The sequence below is a fragment of the Tenacibaculum sp. IMCC1 genome (genome assembly GCF_054906355.1).
The window spans coordinates 2,559,583-2,576,093 of sequence record NZ_CM142818.1 but is presented as its reverse complement, the minus strand read 5'-3'; the positions used below and the strand labels follow the sequence as shown (position 1 = coordinate 2,576,093).

The 16,511-nt window shown below is 35.0% G+C and carries 17 protein-coding genes; 8 read left to right on the top strand and 9 right to left on the bottom strand.

What is annotated here, in order from left to right; genetic code table 11:
- Window position 1 precedes the first annotated feature (1 nt).
- Window positions 2–295, top strand: coding sequence for a hypothetical protein (locus ACXIHB_RS12095; RefSeq protein ID WP_047790335.1), 294 nt, complete (start codon window positions 2–4; stop codon window positions 293–295).
- A gap of 82 nt (window positions 296–377) precedes the next feature.
- On the top strand, window positions 378–884 hold the full coding sequence (locus ACXIHB_RS12090) for a ferritin (RefSeq protein ID WP_073182560.1): 507 nt from the start codon (window positions 378–380) through the stop codon (window positions 882–884).
- 106 nt (window positions 885–990) lie between these two features.
- Here ACXIHB_RS12090 and ahcY read toward each other — a convergent pair whose 3' ends face one another.
- Window positions 991–2,307 carry an adenosylhomocysteinase gene (gene ahcY, locus ACXIHB_RS12085; RefSeq protein WP_159616960.1) on the bottom strand — a complete coding sequence of 439 codons (1,317 nt, stop codon included), beginning with the start codon at window positions 2,305–2,307 and terminating at the stop codon, window positions 991–993.
- A gap of 62 nt (window positions 2,308–2,369) precedes the next feature.
- Here ahcY and ACXIHB_RS12080 point away from each other — a divergent pair, with 62 nt between their 5' ends.
- From ACXIHB_RS12080 to arfB, 5 genes are all read left to right on the top strand, one after another.
- On the top strand, window positions 2,370–2,996 hold the full coding sequence (locus ACXIHB_RS12080; RefSeq protein WP_239178522.1) for a 4'-phosphopantetheinyl transferase family protein: 627 nt from the start codon (window positions 2,370–2,372) through the stop codon (window positions 2,994–2,996).
- 203 nt (window positions 2,997–3,199) lie between these two features.
- Window positions 3,200–3,460, top strand: a complete 261-nt coding sequence (locus ACXIHB_RS12075; protein WP_159488980.1) for a YkoF family thiamine-binding protein — start codon at window positions 3,200–3,202, stop codon at window positions 3,458–3,460.
- Window positions 3,444–4,076, top strand: a complete 633-nt coding sequence (gene pnuC / locus ACXIHB_RS12070) for a nicotinamide riboside transporter PnuC (RefSeq protein ID WP_159488978.1) — start codon at window positions 3,444–3,446, stop codon at window positions 4,074–4,076. Before ACXIHB_RS12075 ends, pnuC begins: the two co-directional genes overlap by 17 nt.
- Complete coding sequence (locus ACXIHB_RS12065; RefSeq protein ID WP_047790341.1) at window positions 4,037–4,690, top strand: AAA family ATPase; 654 nt, start codon at window positions 4,037–4,039, stop codon at window positions 4,688–4,690. The genes pnuC and ACXIHB_RS12065 overlap by 40 nt, the downstream gene beginning before the upstream one ends.
- A 710-nt stretch (window positions 4,691–5,400) precedes the next feature.
- Window positions 5,401–5,802: an alternative ribosome rescue aminoacyl-tRNA hydrolase ArfB gene (arfB, locus tag ACXIHB_RS12060; protein WP_159488974.1), complete on the top strand. Its 402-nt coding sequence runs from the start codon at window positions 5,401–5,403 to the stop codon at window positions 5,800–5,802.
- Between the two features lie 22 nt (window positions 5,803–5,824).
- On the opposite strand, the gene ACXIHB_RS12055 is transcribed toward arfB, so the two are convergent.
- Together ACXIHB_RS12055 and ACXIHB_RS12050 are read right to left on the bottom strand one after the other, a co-directional pair.
- A complete protein-coding gene (locus ACXIHB_RS12055; RefSeq protein ID WP_159488972.1) occupies window positions 5,825–7,633 on the bottom strand; it encodes a DUF6119 family protein in 1,809 nt (602 codons plus the stop codon).
- Window positions 7,634–7,936: 303 nt separating this feature from the next.
- Window positions 7,937–8,422: a hypothetical protein gene (locus ACXIHB_RS12050; protein ID WP_462098331.1), complete on the bottom strand. Its 486-nt coding sequence runs from the start codon at window positions 8,420–8,422 to the stop codon at window positions 7,937–7,939.
- 682 nt (window positions 8,423–9,104) lie between these two features.
- Between ACXIHB_RS12050 and ACXIHB_RS12045 the strand changes: the two genes are divergently transcribed.
- On the top strand, window positions 9,105–10,076 hold the full coding sequence (locus ACXIHB_RS12045) for a hypothetical protein (protein WP_462098330.1): 972 nt from the start codon (window positions 9,105–9,107) through the stop codon (window positions 10,074–10,076).
- A gap of 126 nt (window positions 10,077–10,202) precedes the next feature.
- Here ACXIHB_RS12045 and ACXIHB_RS12040 read toward each other — a convergent pair whose 3' ends face one another.
- From ACXIHB_RS12040 to ACXIHB_RS12015, 6 genes are all read right to left on the bottom strand, one after another.
- Complete coding sequence (locus tag ACXIHB_RS12040; RefSeq protein ID WP_462098329.1) at window positions 10,203–10,709, bottom strand: hypothetical protein; 507 nt, start codon at window positions 10,707–10,709, stop codon at window positions 10,203–10,205.
- 145 nt (window positions 10,710–10,854) lie between these two features.
- Complete coding sequence (locus tag ACXIHB_RS12035) at window positions 10,855–11,517, bottom strand: hypothetical protein (RefSeq protein ID WP_462098328.1); 663 nt, start codon at window positions 11,515–11,517, stop codon at window positions 10,855–10,857.
- Between the two features lie 514 nt (window positions 11,518–12,031).
- Complete coding sequence (locus ACXIHB_RS12030; protein ID WP_462098327.1) at window positions 12,032–12,427, bottom strand: hypothetical protein; 396 nt, start codon at window positions 12,425–12,427, stop codon at window positions 12,032–12,034.
- Window positions 12,428–12,630: 203 nt separating this feature from the next.
- On the bottom strand, window positions 12,631–14,172 hold the full coding sequence (locus tag ACXIHB_RS12025) for an acyl-CoA carboxylase subunit beta (protein WP_462098326.1): 1,542 nt from the start codon (window positions 14,170–14,172) through the stop codon (window positions 12,631–12,633).
- 133 nt (window positions 14,173–14,305) lie between these two features.
- Window positions 14,306–15,742: an acetyl-CoA carboxylase biotin carboxylase subunit gene (accC, locus tag ACXIHB_RS12020; RefSeq protein ID WP_462098325.1), complete on the bottom strand. Its 1,437-nt coding sequence runs from the start codon at window positions 15,740–15,742 to the stop codon at window positions 14,306–14,308.
- A gap of 1 nt (window position 15,743) precedes the next feature.
- The gene (locus tag ACXIHB_RS12015; RefSeq protein ID WP_394420312.1) at window positions 15,744–16,229 is read right to left on the bottom strand and encodes an acyl-CoA carboxylase biotin carboxyl carrier protein subunit; all 486 of its coding nucleotides are present in this window, start codon (window positions 16,227–16,229) and stop codon (window positions 15,744–15,746) included.
- Window positions 16,230–16,511: the final 282 nt, after the last annotated feature.

The following is a 16,511-nucleotide window of genomic DNA, read 5'->3' as shown; positions in this document are numbered from 1 at the left end:
AATGAATTTTTTAACAGAAGATGTATCGTTTAAAGTATCTTGTGGTGGCAGAAACTGCTACCAGCTAGATTTAGGCTATAAAGTAATAGATTTTACTTTCTGCCAACTATTAGCCTTCAGGAAAAAAGTATTAGAACGCGCTTCGTACGAATCATTAGAAACGATTATCGACGGTGATAACTTCGTACTCCTTTTTGCAGCAGACAACAAACATGTATTATTCTTAGAAGTACCACAACTTATAGAATTACGAGAACTTCTTTTAGCTGTTTTTAAGCAGAAAACCCTTTACTAAGACTAGCTTTAAATTAGGCACTCCATTCTTTTTAAAGCCTTATAATCTGTATCTTTATAGTATTAAAACTAAACAAAATATTATGGAAACAGCAATAAGAAGAGACATGATTTTAGACGTGGAAGTAGTTGATTTGCTAAACCACCAAATAACAATGGAGCAACAAGCATCTTCTAAGTATTTAGCCATGGCATCATGGTGCGATCAAAGAGAACTTAGAAATAGCGCGGCATACTTTTATAAGCAAGCGGAAGAAGAAAGAGAGCACATGATGAAAATTTTTAAATTCGTTAACGATAATGGCGGTAGTGCAATGTCACCTGTAGCTACTGAAGTTTCTCACGAATTTGAAAGCTTACGAGCTATTTTTGAAGCTTCTTTAGATGCAGAAATAGAAGTTACCAAATCTATTCATCACGTATTTAAAACTGCAAGAAAAGTAGGCGATTTCACTTCTGAAATCTTTTTACAATGGTTTGTAACAGAACAAGCCGAAGAAGAAGAAAAAGTAAGAGACATTTTAGACTTAATCGATTTAATGGAAGGTATGCCTTTAAAAATGATTGATGAGCGCATTCCTACTGAATAAAACAAAACGTTTATAAAAAGCATAAAAAAATCCCGCAACAATGTTGCGGGATTTTTTGTGTCCTGATTCTTGATTCTAAAAATCTCAAATCTATAATAATCTAAATCTAGTATCTATAATGTTCTGGTTTGTATGGACCTTCTACAGTTACTCCAATATATTTAGCTTGATCTTCACGTAACTCAGTTAACTCTACACCAATCTTAGCTAAGTGTAATTTTGCTACTTTTTCATCTAAGTGTTTTGGTAACATGTACACCTCGTTTTTATACGCATCAGAATTATTCCATAACTCGATTTGCGCTAAGGTTTGATTTGTAAATGAGTTAGACATTACAAAACTTGGGTGACCTGTAGCACAACCTAAGTTTACTAAACGTCCTTCTGCTAATACGATAATATCGTTTCCTTTTACTGTGTACTTATCAACCTGAGGCTTAATTTCAACCTTAGTATCACCGTATGTTTCATTTAACCAAGCCATTTGGATTTCGTTATCAAAGTGACCGATGTTACAAACGATAGTCTTATCTTTCATTGCTTCGAAGTGCTCAGAACGTACGATATCTTTGTTACCAGTAGTAGTAATTACGATATCAGCCTTACCTACAACAGTTTCTAATTTCTTTACTTCAAAACCGTCCATAGCAGCTTGTAACGCACAAATAGGATCAATTTCAGTAACAGTAACGATAGAACCAGCTCCACGGAAAGAAGCCGCAGTACCTTTACCAACATCACCATAACCACAAACCACTACTCTTTTACCAGCTAACATTACATCAGTAGCACGACGAATTGCATCTACAGCAGATTCTTTACATCCGTACTTATTGTCAAACTTCGATTTAGTAACCGAGTCATTTACATTAATAGCAGGCATTGGTAACGTTCCGTTTTTCATACGCTCGTATAAACGGTGTACCCCTGTAGTAGTTTCTTCAGATAATCCTTTAATTCCAGGAGCTAACTCAGGATATTTATCCAAAACCATATTGGTTAAATCTCCACCATCATCTAAAATCATGTTTAATGGCTTCTTATCTTCACCAAAGAATAATGTTTGTTCAATACACCAATCAAACTCTTCCTCGTTCATACCTTTCCAAGCATACACAGGAGTTCCAGCAGCAGCAATAGCAGCAGCAGCTTGATCTTGCGTAGAGAAAATATTACAAGAACTCCAAGTAACCTCAGCACCTAAAGCCTGTAATGTTTCAATTAAAACCGCAGTTTGAATCGTCATGTGTAAACATCCTGCAATTCTTGCTCCCTTTAAAGGTTGCTCATCTTTGTACTCTTCGCGTAAACTCATTAACCCTGGCATTTCAGCTTCTGCCAATTCAATCTCTTTTCTTCCCCAATCAGCTAAAGAAATATCTTTAACTTTGTAAGGAACATATGTCGCGGTTTTTGTGCTCATATTTTTGTATATTTATGTATCTTAAATTTGAGTCGCAAAATTACGAAATAACTTTCTAAAATATGCCTCTTTACAAAACATTAACGGTAAACAACCATGCTAAAGCATTGATTTGGAAGATTGAAGAATCTTTTGAACAACTTTCTAACGGCGTTTCTTTAACAAAAGGAAATCAACAAAGAGTAAACGGCATGAAGTCCGATTTACACCAAAGAGGCTTTATGAGCGTACGCCATTTACTAAAAGAAGTTGGCTATACCGATGAAGATTTACTGTACGATGGCTACGGTAAACCACACTTAAAAGACGGCAAATTTATTTCAATCACCCATTCATTTACCTTTTCGGCAATTATTATTTCCGATACACAACCTGTGGGGATAGATATTGAAATGCAGCGCGACAAAATTGTAAAAATCGCACACAAATTCACTCCTATAGAAGAATACAAATCCATAGCCAACCACGATGCTTTGGTAAGCAAATTAACCATTGTTTGGGGAGCCAAAGAAAGCTTGTATAAAATCTATGGAAAGAAAAAATTGCTCTTCTTAGAGAACATTTATATTGAAGATTTCTCTTTTGACACCAATCAAACCACTGGAAAAATCTTGTACGAAGGACAAACCTCTGAGTACGACATCCACTTTTTAGAAATGGAAGGATTCACCTGCGTATGCGCTTGTTAAACACCCAGTCTGAAACTCCAAAACCTCGTAACTTTGCTACTATGAGACTTTGAAGCTCTGCAACTAAAAAACTTTGAAACTTTGAAACTAAAAAAAACTCTGCCACTCCACTACTCTACAACCCAAAAAAAACTCCCAAAACCTTTCCCGCACAACAACAGCTTAACTTTAGTAACTTTGCATCTTTCTAATTAGGAACAACCATGAAAATATCCATAGAATTGACCTTAAGTCCGCTTCAGAACGAATTTGAAGAACCAATTATCAATTTCATCAAAAAACTAAGAGCTTCGGGATTAACCGTATTAGAAAATCCGTTAAGCACACAGGTGTATGGAGATTATGATACCGTGATGCATTTGGTGACTTCTGAATTGAAAAATGCCTTTGAATTGATTGACAACGGATTGCTGTTCATGAAAATCGTAAAAACCGATCGTAGCGATTATGAGCCAACTTTTTGATTTCCTTTTTGGGCAGTATGCTGATTACAATCCTATTGATGTTTGGCTAGAAATTATCGCCGTTATCTTTGGGTTTTTATCCGTTTGGTATTCAAAACAGAATAAAATTTGGGTATTCCCTACGGGGATGATAAGCACTGCTATTTTTGTGTACCTCTTGTTAAAATGGGAACTGTTAGGTGATATGATGATTAACGGGTACTACTTTATTATGAGTGTATACGGTTGGTATATCTGGACGCGAAAAGTAGATGCCACACATGTAACTCCTATCTCTAGAACCACACTTAAAGAAAAAAAACAAAGCATAGCTATATTTGTAGCCACCTTGATTTTTGTCTATGCTGTGTATACCGTTTTTGATAAATGGACGAGCTGGACAGCTTATGTAGACACCGTTACCACTGCCATTTTCTTTGTTGGAATGTGGCTCATGGCAAAACGAAAAATAGAAAACTGGATTTATTGGATTATTGGCGATATTATCTCCGTTCCACTTTACTTTTACAAAGGATTTACCTTTACCAGTTTTCAATATTTATTATTTACCTTTATAGCAATTGCAGGATATTTAGCATGGAAAAAGCACTTACACAACAACCCATCAACCTTGTAAAGGTGGTATTATTTGGACCTGAAAGCACAGGAAAAACAACACTTTCTGGTCAATTAGCACGTCATTATAATACCGTTTGGGCTCCCGAATTTGCTCGTGAATACTTGCAAGACAAGTGGAATAATGAACGTAAAACTTGTGAGCAACACGATTTAATTCCGATTGCTGAAGGACAAATGGACTTGGAAAATGAATTGGCTAAAAAGGCGGATAAAGTACTCATCTGTGATACCGATTTGTTAGAAACCAAAGTATATTCTGAAGAGTATTATGGCGGATTCGTAGATCCGAAATTAGACGAGGCTGCGATTGCAAATACTTACGATATTTATTTCTTAACCTATATCGATACGCCTTGGGAAGCGGATGATTTACGCGACAGACCCGAACAACGATTGGAAATGTTTAAAGCATTTGAAAATGCGTTGAAAAAATACAACCGTCCGTATGTGTTGTTAAAGGGCGACAAAGAAACCCGTTTGAAAAAAGCAGTAGAAGTTATTGATGCGTTACTCGCTAAAAAAGAAAACTTATACTCTTTTTCCGACACCCTTACCGATTTAGACATGCACTTCATGCACCAATCACCCGACACACCTAATTACGATATGTAAGTATTGCTAAACGTCATTCCGTATTTCATGTCATTACTATAATAGATAAACGTCATTTCGAGCGATAGCGAGAAATCTGCTTAATTCTAGTCACAAACACCCTTTAAAACTCCCAACACCCAACTAAAAGATTTCTCAGTCGCATACTCCTTCGAAATGACAGTTATTAATTGTTATGATATGATATAAACAACCTGAACGTCATTCCGAACGACGAAGGAGGAGGAATCTCATCAATAAGAGTAACTACTACCCTTTATAGTTCCCAACACTCAACCATAAGATTTAGCTCCGCTGAACCTTGCGGTTTCTCAGTCACACACTCCTTCGAAATAACGCACGTTTTGTCATTTCGAGCGATAGCGAGAAATCTGCTTAATTCTAGTTACGAATACCCTTTAAAGTTCCCAACTCTCACCAATAAGAGTTACTTCGATTATTAAGCCCCCTTTACAAACAACAATAGATTATTTATATTTGAAACTCCTGTTTTTACAGGAATACAGTAACACCTATTAAAGTAGGTTGACTAAAATTTAAAGCTGTCAATTCGAGTGAATTTTGCGATTGAAAAGAGCATAATTTGTATCGAGAATTTAGGACTTAGACGCTGGAATAGTTCTCGATAAAATTTTTATCTCGTTAGCACTTAATAAAAACCACTCGAACTGACATTGGAAGTTAATTCCGTTAATGCATTCACAAACACTATGAACAAAGAACAACTATTAAAAGAACTCAACTTTAAAGCCGTACGAAGCTCTGGTGCGGGCGGACAGCATGTAAATAAAGTATCCTCTAAAGTAGAATTAAGTTTTACTATTGAAGACTCGTTAGGACTCTCGGACAAAGAAAAAACACTACTCCTTAAAAACTTAGCTAACAGACTCTCTAAAGAAAATACACTCATACTAAGTTCTCAAGAAAGCCGCTCACAACACCGCAACAAAGAATTGGTTACCGAACGCTTTTTTAACCTTTTAGCACACGCCTTGGTAGTACCCAAAGTACGCAAAGCCACCAAACCTAAAAAAGCAGCGATTGCCAAACGGTTGGATGCTAAAAAACAACAGGCTGAAAAAAAAGAAAACCGAAAAAAGTTTCGGTTTTAGGTTTATAAATTAAACCGCACTATTAATTATACACATTATTACTTGCAGTTTTTATTTTCGATATGTCAATTACTTTAATTCCAAATCTTCTATAACCTCGCATTTCCCTGACTGTTTGGACAAGAGAATACTTTGCGATATTCGAATCACTCATTTCTATTTTCGCGTCTGGTAAATTCCCAATATATGAATAGTTATTATATGCCATCACAAACTCAACTTTTAAATCATTATCTATGATTTTTTTATGTAATTCCTTAGCGTCAATTGAACTGCCATTTATTGAGTTATACTTATCAATTGTTTTTACGAAATAGCTACTTCCAGTATTATTAAACAAATCATTATTCAGTCTTTTAGCTGATAGAATAACTTGAATGTATAAATTTCGCATATGAGTAGTAAAACCATTTTTTACGTGAACAAAATAAAGAGTATTGTTTTTGTGAATTAGTATATCACACAATTCAATGTTGTCTTCTAATATTTTATCTAAAACATAGTATCTTTTTTGTTTATGACTTTTATTATAATCATCCTCATCCCACCCTTTTTTCCATTCGTTTAACAGGTTTTCTGAAAGTTCATTTTGCTTGTATGTATTTATTGCATCCTTATTTATTCTTTCTAAAAATTGATTTTCTAAATAATACCATTTTGAATCTATTCTGAAGTACTTTTTTCCAAGATGAGTCCATTCACAAACAATATGGGAATAAAAGTGTCCAAAAGTAGAATCCTTTTCTCCAATCACTCCAATTATATCAAGGTCATAAAACTTGGATTTTATTTCGTTTCTGTCAGTTAGTTGTTTTAGACTATTATAGATATGTTCAGTACATTCATAGTATAGATTTTCTTTGTCTTTTACAATTCTGTCGCTTTTAGCCCTCGTTTTTCTAAATCTCACCTTAAAATGGTCACATTCATAGAACTTATCAAGTTTTTTAGGGTTAATTATCTCAATTATTCCATTGTTTAATTTATGTAATTCTTGAGGTGTACGATGTAAGGCGACATCATTAGCAATTTTTTCCTTAACACCATTGTCTAAATTTTTTACTAAATCAGAATCATCTATTTTTGAAAATAACGTTAATTGAACATAATTGGATTTATCTTGTCTTATAAGATGAATGTCTTGTATTAGTTCTTTAAGCTGTTTAAAGGTTAATTTCTTTTTTAAAGCGAAGTAAGAACCAATTTCCATAATTCCTTTTTGTTTATCAAGGTCATATTTTTTAAAAATGCCATTTTTTAATTCTTCGCGAATTAGTACTTTAATTTTTTTAGGGATTTCAGAATATTCAAGTGATTCACTTATTCTCTGATCATATGTGTAAGTATTATCTTTTTCCGAAATATTACTTGCAATACCTCTTGTGCTTACTTTAAGAAGAATATCCTCTTCTGGTTTAGCAAAATGCTGATAAAAGTCAATACCAAAATTAGTGTCAATATATGATTGGATTACATTGAAACCACTTCCGCCAACAGAACAATATATATTTGATTTATATATTATAAAGAGTACAAATGAAAATTCTACGATTTCAAAATTTTGGTCTTCAACTAACTCCTCAGGTAAAAATAATTTCCAATAATTTTGAGTTTTTGGTTGATTATAGCAGTATGTATAAAATTCAAAACCTGTTTCGGTAAAATGGTTTAAAGAAGGTTTAGCTACTTTTATGTCCGTTTCCTCTGCATATAAAGCTTTTTTATGATTCTCTCTTATATGCTCTACAATTTCTTTGTTAGATTTATCTCTTAAAAAGGGTAAGTTTTTGTCAATTAGAAAAATCTTTAAGTTGAATTTCATTTCTTTCATTAACGTTGTTTTTCAAGTAGCAGGTAACTCTTCATATACCAAACTTTAGTTCTTTTATCCTGATAAAAACATGGAATATCATGAGGTTTAGCAATCTTTATACGCTATCAAATATATCAAAACCAACACTTTATCAAAAGTAAAGTTATTAACGAGTTACCGTTTTTTGTTAATTAATTATAAAAAGTAATTGCTTTTACAATTCTTGCGAACCTAATACAAAGTATCTATACATTCTTACGGAATCCCATAAGCTCAACTATTTAGGTTATAAAAGTTGTTTTTTAGAGTAGTAACGGTTCTTTATATCGCTGTTTGGGTCGCTGATACTAGGGCATGGGTCGCTGATATCACGGCATGCTCCGCTGACACCACGGCACGGGTCGCTGATATTACGGCACGCTCCGTTAACACCACGGCACGGGTCGCTGATATCACGGCATGCTCCGTTAACACCACGGCATGGGTCGCTGATACTACGGCATGCTCCGTTAACACCACGGCATGGGTCGCTGATATCACGGCATGCTCCGTTAACACCACGGCATGGGTCGCTGATATTACGGCATGCTCCGTTAACATCACGGCGCGGGTCGCTGATACTACGGCATGCTCCGTTGACACCACGGCATGGGTCGCTGATATCACGGCACGCTCCGTTAACACCACGGCATGGGTCGCTGATATCACGGCACGCTCCGTTAACACCACGGCATGCTCCGTTAACACCACGGCACGGGTCGCTGATACTGCGGCTATCCTCCCACTCTCAAATCTGTATGGATTCAATCCAACGCTCTCGGTCTACGTATTAACGGATTATCACTTCGATACAACACACAAAAAAATATCAAACAAATGTAACGACTGCTATAGAATTATTTTTGAAAGACAAATTGCTTTGATTAATGAGAATACTAAAAAAAGTACCCCGTCATAAGCAGGCAAACCAAAAATAACACCGCAAGAGCCGTTAAAATTAAAATCTGTTTGAGCGATAGCGAGTTATTTTAATTTAGGGTCGAGGATGATTATTTTTGAGTGTAGGCAGGTTAAGACTAGATTTTTTGCTTCTTTTTCATCAATGGAAAAAGAAAAATAGCTTAGAAAAGATTATTCTATGTAAAATCTAAGTCATTAAGAAAAGATGTCAATGATAGATAACACAAAAAATTATTCGCAACTAGTATAAAAGATATACTTCTGATAGTCTGCCTGTTAAAAAAAAGCAAAAATTGACCATCGCATTTGTTTTTTATACCCCAACACTATAATTTAGAAGTGGTTAAGAAAAAGAAACTAACAAAATGCTATGATTGTATTGCTAAAACCATCTAATATTTTATGGGTTTTTAACTAGTGGCAAGGGGCTCTCCTGCTATTATAATCTTGTTGTTTCTAAGAATTACCTAAGGGTAGCGTGTTTTACGCATCCCTAAAAACACACATGTAACTTAAATTAAATATTAATATGGAAACAAGAAGAAAATTCAAAGGATCAGATGCTTTTTTAGCAGAAAGCGCACGAACAATTTACAACCTATTTACGCAAGATTTGGAGCATTTTACCGCTTTCAATGCCCGATTTACGAGCGAGTATGCGGCGGCTTTTTTACATCAGATTGATGCGGCAGATACGGTAGTTACCGATGTTAGTACCTTGGCAAAACAAGGGGTGGAAACGCAAAAGGTGTTGATAGAAATGCAAAATGCAAGTCGTGTGTATAATCGTATTAAAAGTCATGCTATGTGGGCTTTTCCTGATAATCCTGCGGTGCTAAAAGAGTTTACTACTGGCTATAGAGATGCGAGCAAGAATCAGCCTAAAATGTTGGTGTTTTTAGAAACGTTAGAAAAAGTGGTTACAAATTATTTAGATGATTTGACCGATGCGGATAAAGGCGGAATGCCAGCATCTATTGTAGAAGAGTTGGCAACAATAAAAGACGAATTAAAGAGTGCGAACACGCAACAAGAGGTGTATAAAAAACAGCGTTTGGTAATTACACAAGATCGTATTTCGGCATTGAACGATTGTTATACAACGCTTGTTCAAATTATAAATACGGCTCAGTTGGTATTTGCCAATGAACCTGCTAAAAGAGCACAGTATAGCTATCGTCCAACTACAGGAAGCAGCTCTATTACTGATTTTGTGGGACAGGTAGCACCTAATGAAACCAAGGTGATTACTCAGGTATCGTATGACAAGGAGAGTTTTATTGGTTTTGAAAACAGAGGGGAAACCACACTACAGTTCGACATTAGTACCGACGAGGTTACTTTAAACGGTAATATGGTTGAATTAGAAAGTGGCGCTATTAACAATCAACCAATGGAATGGTTACTAGCGGATGTTGCCAACGGTACCAAAGTGAATATTTTGGCGTATAATCCGTCTACTACCTCAACGGGAAGTTATTGGGTTAGTACGGATGTGTAGGGTTGATTTTTTATAAAAAACAATAACGTCATTACGAAGGAGGTACGACTGAAGTAATCTGTTTATTTTGAACTATAAACTTAAAGATTACTTCGTTATCACTCATAATGACGTTTTTAATTAAAATTATTGGTATTGTTTATCTCCTCCAAGATGGTTTGCTATTACTAAAATTGTCCGCCAGCAATCAGGAAGTGATGTAGAATTTCCTCTTACACACTTTACAAAACCAGAAGGTTCTGGAAGTCCAAATTCGGTTTCTTTATATTGCTGAACTTCTGAAATAAGTATAATATCTTGTCCCTCTACCCAAGCCTTTACTCTAACATCGTCAGACAAAGCTCTAATTGCATTAGTTACTAAATAAGTACCTGTGTTTTCAACAACCGTATAATCCATTTTTTTAAGCCCATTAGGTAAAGATCCAAATGCAATTGCAGCATTTAGTACTTTAATTTTAGTTGAATTTGAATTCGGTTGATTTGTCCAAATAAGTGTTTGATTAGTCTCTGTTTTAATAGTTGATACATCAGATGTTTGACTTGAAGTATCCTTAGCTACTGTCTTTTTATAACTTGAGCATGAAAAGCTTATTAATCCGAGAATTATTGTAAAAATATAAAGAGTTCTCATAATTTCAGGTAATTTAATTACTTCGTGCTATTAAAAATGATATCACTATGTTTCTTTAGCTTATGGATAAAAGTTTTACACATTAACCAAAATAACCTAATCTGTTACAGATTAATAAATATAGGCCAAAGGGGTAAGTTTTTTATTAATTTAGAATATAAATAATTTTCAATGATATTGATGGAATATACTTATCTATGAAATAATCATTATCGTCAAGGTTTAATGACATTAATTTTGAGCCGTTTACCTCAACTGTTTGTCCATTCAACTCTTTCAAAAAATCCCTTGGTTGTCTAAAAGAAATCATTTCATAAGTAAGCGCAAGTTGAACATTTTCTCCAAAAGTGTATCCAAGTCCTAAACCCCCGTCTAATTTCTGATTGAATAGTCCTGCACCTCCTAAAGCAGAATTAAAGGTAACTAAATTAATTGATGTAACTATTGATAATCCACTCGGAACAAAATACGGGTCTCCAACCGGGTTACCACTTACATCTAGTTTTCGATAATACCTTCCCCCTCCTAACCATTTGCTTAAAATCGCGAATGATAGTGTAGTAGATAGAAGAAAAGATGTTCTAGACGTATTTTGTAAAGTTAAAGTAGTGTCAATTGGAGATATTCTTGCATCAACCAATTCATCAAAAGTTTGATTAAAACCAAAAGATACACCAAATTTGATCCCTTTCTTCTTAATATTACCTAGCTTATCTGCATCTTCTTTTGAAATTTCTTTAGCTCCTTCAATCTGTGAAAAAGAAAAAAAAGTATTCAATAAAAAAATTAGTAGTAAGATTTTTTTCATAATTCTATATTTTTAAGTTAGTTAGGATTCATAAAGCTTAATTCTTCTTAAACCTAAAAAAACATATTTGTAAAAAATTACGGAAACCCTCAAAACCAACTATTTAAGTCATAAAAGTTATTTTTTTTATCATTAATGTAGTGTTAAGCTGAATATAGAGTAGCTTTATACTTAATAGTATTGCTCAATAAACTACTATCTTCATTTTCTTTGCTTGTCCAAAGAAAACGAACCAAAAGAAAGGACACTTTTACGAGGAATTTTTAAACTTTGTTTAAAAACGTCTGAAAAAGCGATGAGATTCAAAGCCTCTGAATCTCATCGCTTTTTCAGACTATTCTGCGTAAAAGGGCTTCGAAAAACTCCTTTTTAAATCAAATTTTTATTAGCTAACGTCATTACGAAGGAGGTACGACTGAAGTAATCTGTTTATTTCAAACTATAAACACATAGATTACTTCATTTCATTCGTAATGACGTTTTTTTGTGGTTACTTTTTAGGATGTGTAGTAGCTCAATTTTTCTCTGGCAAAGTAGTTGTAAAATCTAAACCAGATTTTTCTCCTATTTTATAGTTAAGAACTCCATCTTTTTGAAAGGAATCTAATCTCTTTAATTTTTCTAATGGAGCATCTTCTGTCATTCTCATTATTTGATGCCCATATTTTTCAATACGCCCATTATAAAAAACTAAACAATTATAAAGTGTTTCAGGCTTTGTACTTTTAAAAAACAAGAATTTTCGTTTTGGTTCTTTTCTATATAAATAAACCGTTAAGTCATACATAAAATTCTCAATCCAACATATCTCTAATACAATAGTTCCTTCTAAACAATCTCTTTCAGCTTTTAAATAGTAGGATGTATCAGCATACCTTCTTTTATTTTCTGTAATTATTTTCCAATTCATAGTTATACTAACATCTTATATAAGCTTAGCTATATAGTTTGAACACCCAATTTAATAAATATGGGACTAGTAATGATTTATACACCCTTACTCTTTTCTAAAAATCTCATTAATTTAGTATTAAATCAATCACGGTCAAAGCCTAATAAAAAAAAGACGCTCCTAAAAAGAAGCGCCTCTTAAAAATATTGATATGTATTTTATTACAACGGTATGTTCCCGTGTTTTCTATTAGGTCTTTCTACCTTTTTACCTTCTAACATCGCAAAAGCTTTGATTAGTTTTCTACGCGTGTCTTGTGGTAAAATTACCTCATCTACAAATCCGCGTTCTGCTGCTCGGTACGGATTCGCAAATTTATCAGCATACTCCGCTTCTTTCTCTGCTAGTTTTGCTTCGTGATCGTCTGCTTCTGCAATTTCCTTTTTAAAGATAATTTCACTCGCTCCTTTGGCTCCCATTACCGCAATTTCTGCACTAGGCCATGCAAAATTCATATCGGCTCCAATGTGTTTTGAGTTCATTACGTCATACGCTCCACCATAGGCTTTACGGGTAATTACACTTACTCTTGGCACTGTAGCTTCACTCAATGCATACAATAATTTTGCTCCGTTGGTAATAATAGCATTCCATTCTTGATCGGTTCCTGGTAAGAATCCTGGTACATCTACCAACACCAATAACGGAATATTAAAGCAATCACAAAAACGGGTGAATCGTGCTGCTTTTTTAGAACTGTTTACATCCAAACACCCTGCTAAACTCATCGGTTGGTTGGCAACAATCCCCACACTTCTTCCTCCTAAACGCGCAAATCCAACGACGATATTATCGGCGTAATCTTTATGGATTTCAAAAAATGAATCGGCATCAGCAATACCGTCAATCAACGCACACATATCGTACGGCTTGTTGGCATTATCTGGAACGATGTTGGCTAATTCTTCTCTAATTTCATCTCCTAATTCAAACGGTAATTTCGCAGTGGTTTCTTGATTGTTCTGTGGCATATAACTCAACAATGTTTTGATATCTTCCAAACATTGTACATCATTTGCAGCCGTTAAATGCGTTACTCCCGATTTGGTTGCATGCGTACTTGCTCCTCCTAACTCTTCTGAAGTTACTTCTTCATTGGTTACTGTTTTTACTACGTTAGGTCCCGTAACAAACATATAACTTGAATTTTCTACCATAACGGTAAAATCGGTCATGGCTGGAGAATACACTGCTCCACCTGCACAAGGTCCCATAATTGCTGAGATTTGTGGAATTACCCCTGATGCTTGTACGTTTCTATAAAAAATATCGGCATAACCACCTAACGAACGTACTCCTTCTTGAATACGTGCTCCACCAGAATCGTTCAATCCGATTAATGGTGCTCCTACTTTTACTGCCAAATCCATAATCTTACAGATTTTTTCCGCATGTGTTTCCGATAACGAACCACCAAACACCGTAAAGTCTTGTGCAAACACGTACACTAAGCGTCCGTTTACAGTTCCGTATCCTGTTACCACTCCGTCACCATAAAACTTCTGATTTTCCATTCCAAAATCGGTCGTTCTATGCGTTACTAAAATGCCTACTTCTTCAAAAGAACCTTCATCTAAGAAATAATCGATACGCTCACGTGCGGTTAATTTTCCTTTTTGATGATGACGGTCGATGCGTTGTTGTCCGCCTCCTAACTTTGCTTCTGTAAGTTTATGTTGTAATTCTTCTATTTTAGATTTCATCTATATTCTTTTTTTGGGCGTTCCCCAAGGGTCGGGCTTTCCGCTATATCTTTTGTTGGTTTTCGATACTTGCTCCGCAAACTCGAACTGACAACAAAAGGATGCCGCTGCAATCCCTAACGCACATTATGTATTAACAAGTTTTTAAAATACGTTGCTCTTTTAAATACTGCTGTAAAGCAACTTGTGCAGCAATCTTCGCTTCTTTTTCGTATCCTGCTTCTAACAACTCAGGTGTGTAATACTTCTTTACAAAATGAGTATCGAAATTTCCTGAAGTAAACGCTTCGTGTTCGCATACGAACTTTCCGAACGGCAACGTAGTTTCTATTCCTTTTACCTTATAATTACTAATCGCTTGTTTCATTAACTCAATAGCTTCTTCGCGCGTATTTCCATACGTTATTAGTTTAGAAATCATCGGATCGTAATAAATAGGAATTTCCATTCCTTCTTCAAAACCATCATCTACACGAATATTTTCTCCTTTCGGATGTTGGTACACTTCCAACACTCCAATACTCGGTGCAAAATTGTCTAACGGATCTTCGGCGTATACACGTAATTCTAATGCGTGCCCTTTAATTTGTAAGTCTTCTTGGGTGAATGATAGCTCCTCTCCTCTTGCTATTTTTATTTGCTGCTCTACCAAGTCAATACCCGTAATCATTTCGGTAACTGGATGCTCTACTTGCAAGCGTGTGTTCATTTCTAAAAAGTAGAAATTCTTGTTTTCGTCTAGTAAAAACTCAACCGTTCCTGCTCCTAAATAATCACAGGCTTTCGCAACTCTTACGGCTGCTGCTCCCATGGCTTCTCTAATTTCAGGAGTCAACACACTCGATGGTGCTTCTTCTACTACTTTTTGGTGGCGACGTTGTACTGAACATTCGCGTTCAAATAAATGTACTACGTTTCCATGAGCGTCTGCCAACACTTGGATTTCGATATGACGTGGTGACCCTACATATTTTTCTATAAATACAGAACCGTCTCCAAAAGCTGATTCTGCTTCTGAAATTGCACGCTGCATTTGTTCTTTAATATCCGCTTCTTTTTCAACAACACGCATTCCTTTTCCTCCACCACCTGCTGATGCTTTTATTAAAATCGGATACCCAATTTCATTTGCTACCTTCGATGCATATTCTACATCAGTTACTGCTTCATCAATCCCCGGAACCATCGGAATATCATAGGCTTTTACTGCATCTTTTGCAGCCAATTTGCTTCCCATCACTTCAATAGCGTGTGTTTTTGGGCCTATAAATACAATTCCTGATTTTGCTACGGCTTCTCCAAAGGCTGCATTTTCACTTAAAAATCCGTATCCTGGGTGAATTCCGTCTACATCTAACTCTTTGGCTACTTCAATAATTTTATCTCCTAATAAATAGGATTGATTCGAAGGTGCAGGACCAATACATACCGCTTCGTCTGCAAAAGTTACGTGTGGCGAATTTCTATCTGCTTCAGAAAAAACAGCTACGGTTTTAATTCCCATCTTTTTTGCAGTACGCATTACACGTAAGGCAATTTCTCCTCTGTTTGCTACTAATATCTTTTTCATATTATTCCATTTCTATTAAAACCGTATTCTTTTCTACTTTATCACCTGCCTGAATAGCTACCGATTTTACGACTCCGTCTCTTGGTGCTTGTAAGGTATTCTCCATTTTCATGGCTTCTAATACTAAAATTCCATCACCTTCTTTTACTTCTTGACCAATTTCAACATCAACAGAAACAATTAACCCAGGCATTGGTGCCTTGATATCGTTTTCTTTTTTCTCTGCAGCTACTTCTAAACCTAATTCATCAATCAACATGTCTAATTCATTAGAAATATTCACCTCATAGGTGTTTCCGTTGATTTGAATGGTGTATGCTTTTTTGTTGAAATTTGTTTGGAGTATGGTAACTTGATACGATTGGTTACCATCAAGTACATGGTAGTTATTTTGTGATTTTTCTACTATGTCTAACGCCTCTATTTGCGCTTCAGTAAAGTCAAAATCATGCGTTTTATTAACGCTCGTTTTAAAAGATTTACTCATAAATGTCTGATATTTTCACCACTAAAATATTAAAATTACAATGGAATGCATTGAGTTAAATCTATAAATTGGCTAGAATGTTTTTTTACTTCCTTGATTACTTCCTATCCATTTACTAACAACCTCAGAAAAACCCGCTATTTATCCCGCTTAATTCATATTTCATATTTACCTTTGCACTGTTCTCATAAAGGGGTGCCTTATTTGAATTACGAATTGTGGAATTACGAATTTTAATTATTAAAATAATTTGTAATTAATCATTTATAATTCATAATTAAA

Coding starts and splice junctions, on each gene's coding strand:
- ACXIHB_RS12095 (WP_047790335.1), top strand. CDS start 2: ATGAATTTTTTAACAGAAGATGTATCGTTTAAAGTATCTTGTGGTGGC.
- ACXIHB_RS12090 (WP_073182560.1), top strand. CDS start 378: ATGGAAACAGCAATAAGAAGAGACATGATTTTAGACGTGGAAGTAGTT.
- ahcY (WP_159616960.1), bottom strand. CDS start 2,307: ATGAGCACAAAAACCGCGACATATGTTCCTTACAAAGTTAAAGATATT.
- ACXIHB_RS12080 (WP_239178522.1), top strand. CDS start 2,370: ATGCCTCTTTACAAAACATTAACGGTAAACAACCATGCTAAAGCATTG.
- ACXIHB_RS12075 (WP_159488980.1), top strand. CDS start 3,200: ATGAAAATATCCATAGAATTGACCTTAAGTCCGCTTCAGAACGAATTT.
- pnuC (WP_159488978.1), top strand. CDS start 3,444: ATGAGCCAACTTTTTGATTTCCTTTTTGGGCAGTATGCTGATTACAAT.
- ACXIHB_RS12065 (WP_047790341.1), top strand. CDS start 4,037: ATGGAAAAAGCACTTACACAACAACCCATCAACCTTGTAAAGGTGGTA.
- arfB (WP_159488974.1), top strand. CDS start 5,401: ATGAACAAAGAACAACTATTAAAAGAACTCAACTTTAAAGCCGTACGA.
- ACXIHB_RS12055 (WP_159488972.1), bottom strand. CDS start 7,633: ATGAAAGAAATGAAATTCAACTTAAAGATTTTTCTAATTGACAAAAAC.
- ACXIHB_RS12045 (WP_462098330.1), top strand. CDS start 9,105: ATGGAAACAAGAAGAAAATTCAAAGGATCAGATGCTTTTTTAGCAGAA.
- ACXIHB_RS12040 (WP_462098329.1), bottom strand. CDS start 10,709: ATGAGAACTCTTTATATTTTTACAATAATTCTCGGATTAATAAGCTTT.
- ACXIHB_RS12035 (WP_462098328.1), bottom strand. CDS start 11,517: ATGAAAAAAATCTTACTACTAATTTTTTTATTGAATACTTTTTTTTCT.
- ACXIHB_RS12030 (WP_462098327.1), bottom strand. CDS start 12,427: ATGAATTGGAAAATAATTACAGAAAATAAAAGAAGGTATGCTGATACA.
- ACXIHB_RS12025 (WP_462098326.1), bottom strand. CDS start 14,172: ATGAAATCTAAAATAGAAGAATTACAACATAAACTTACAGAAGCAAAG.
- accC (WP_462098325.1), bottom strand. CDS start 15,742: ATGAAAAAGATATTAGTAGCAAACAGAGGAGAAATTGCCTTACGTGTA.
- ACXIHB_RS12015 (WP_394420312.1), bottom strand. CDS start 16,229: ATGAGTAAATCTTTTAAAACGAGCGTTAATAAAACGCATGATTTTGAC.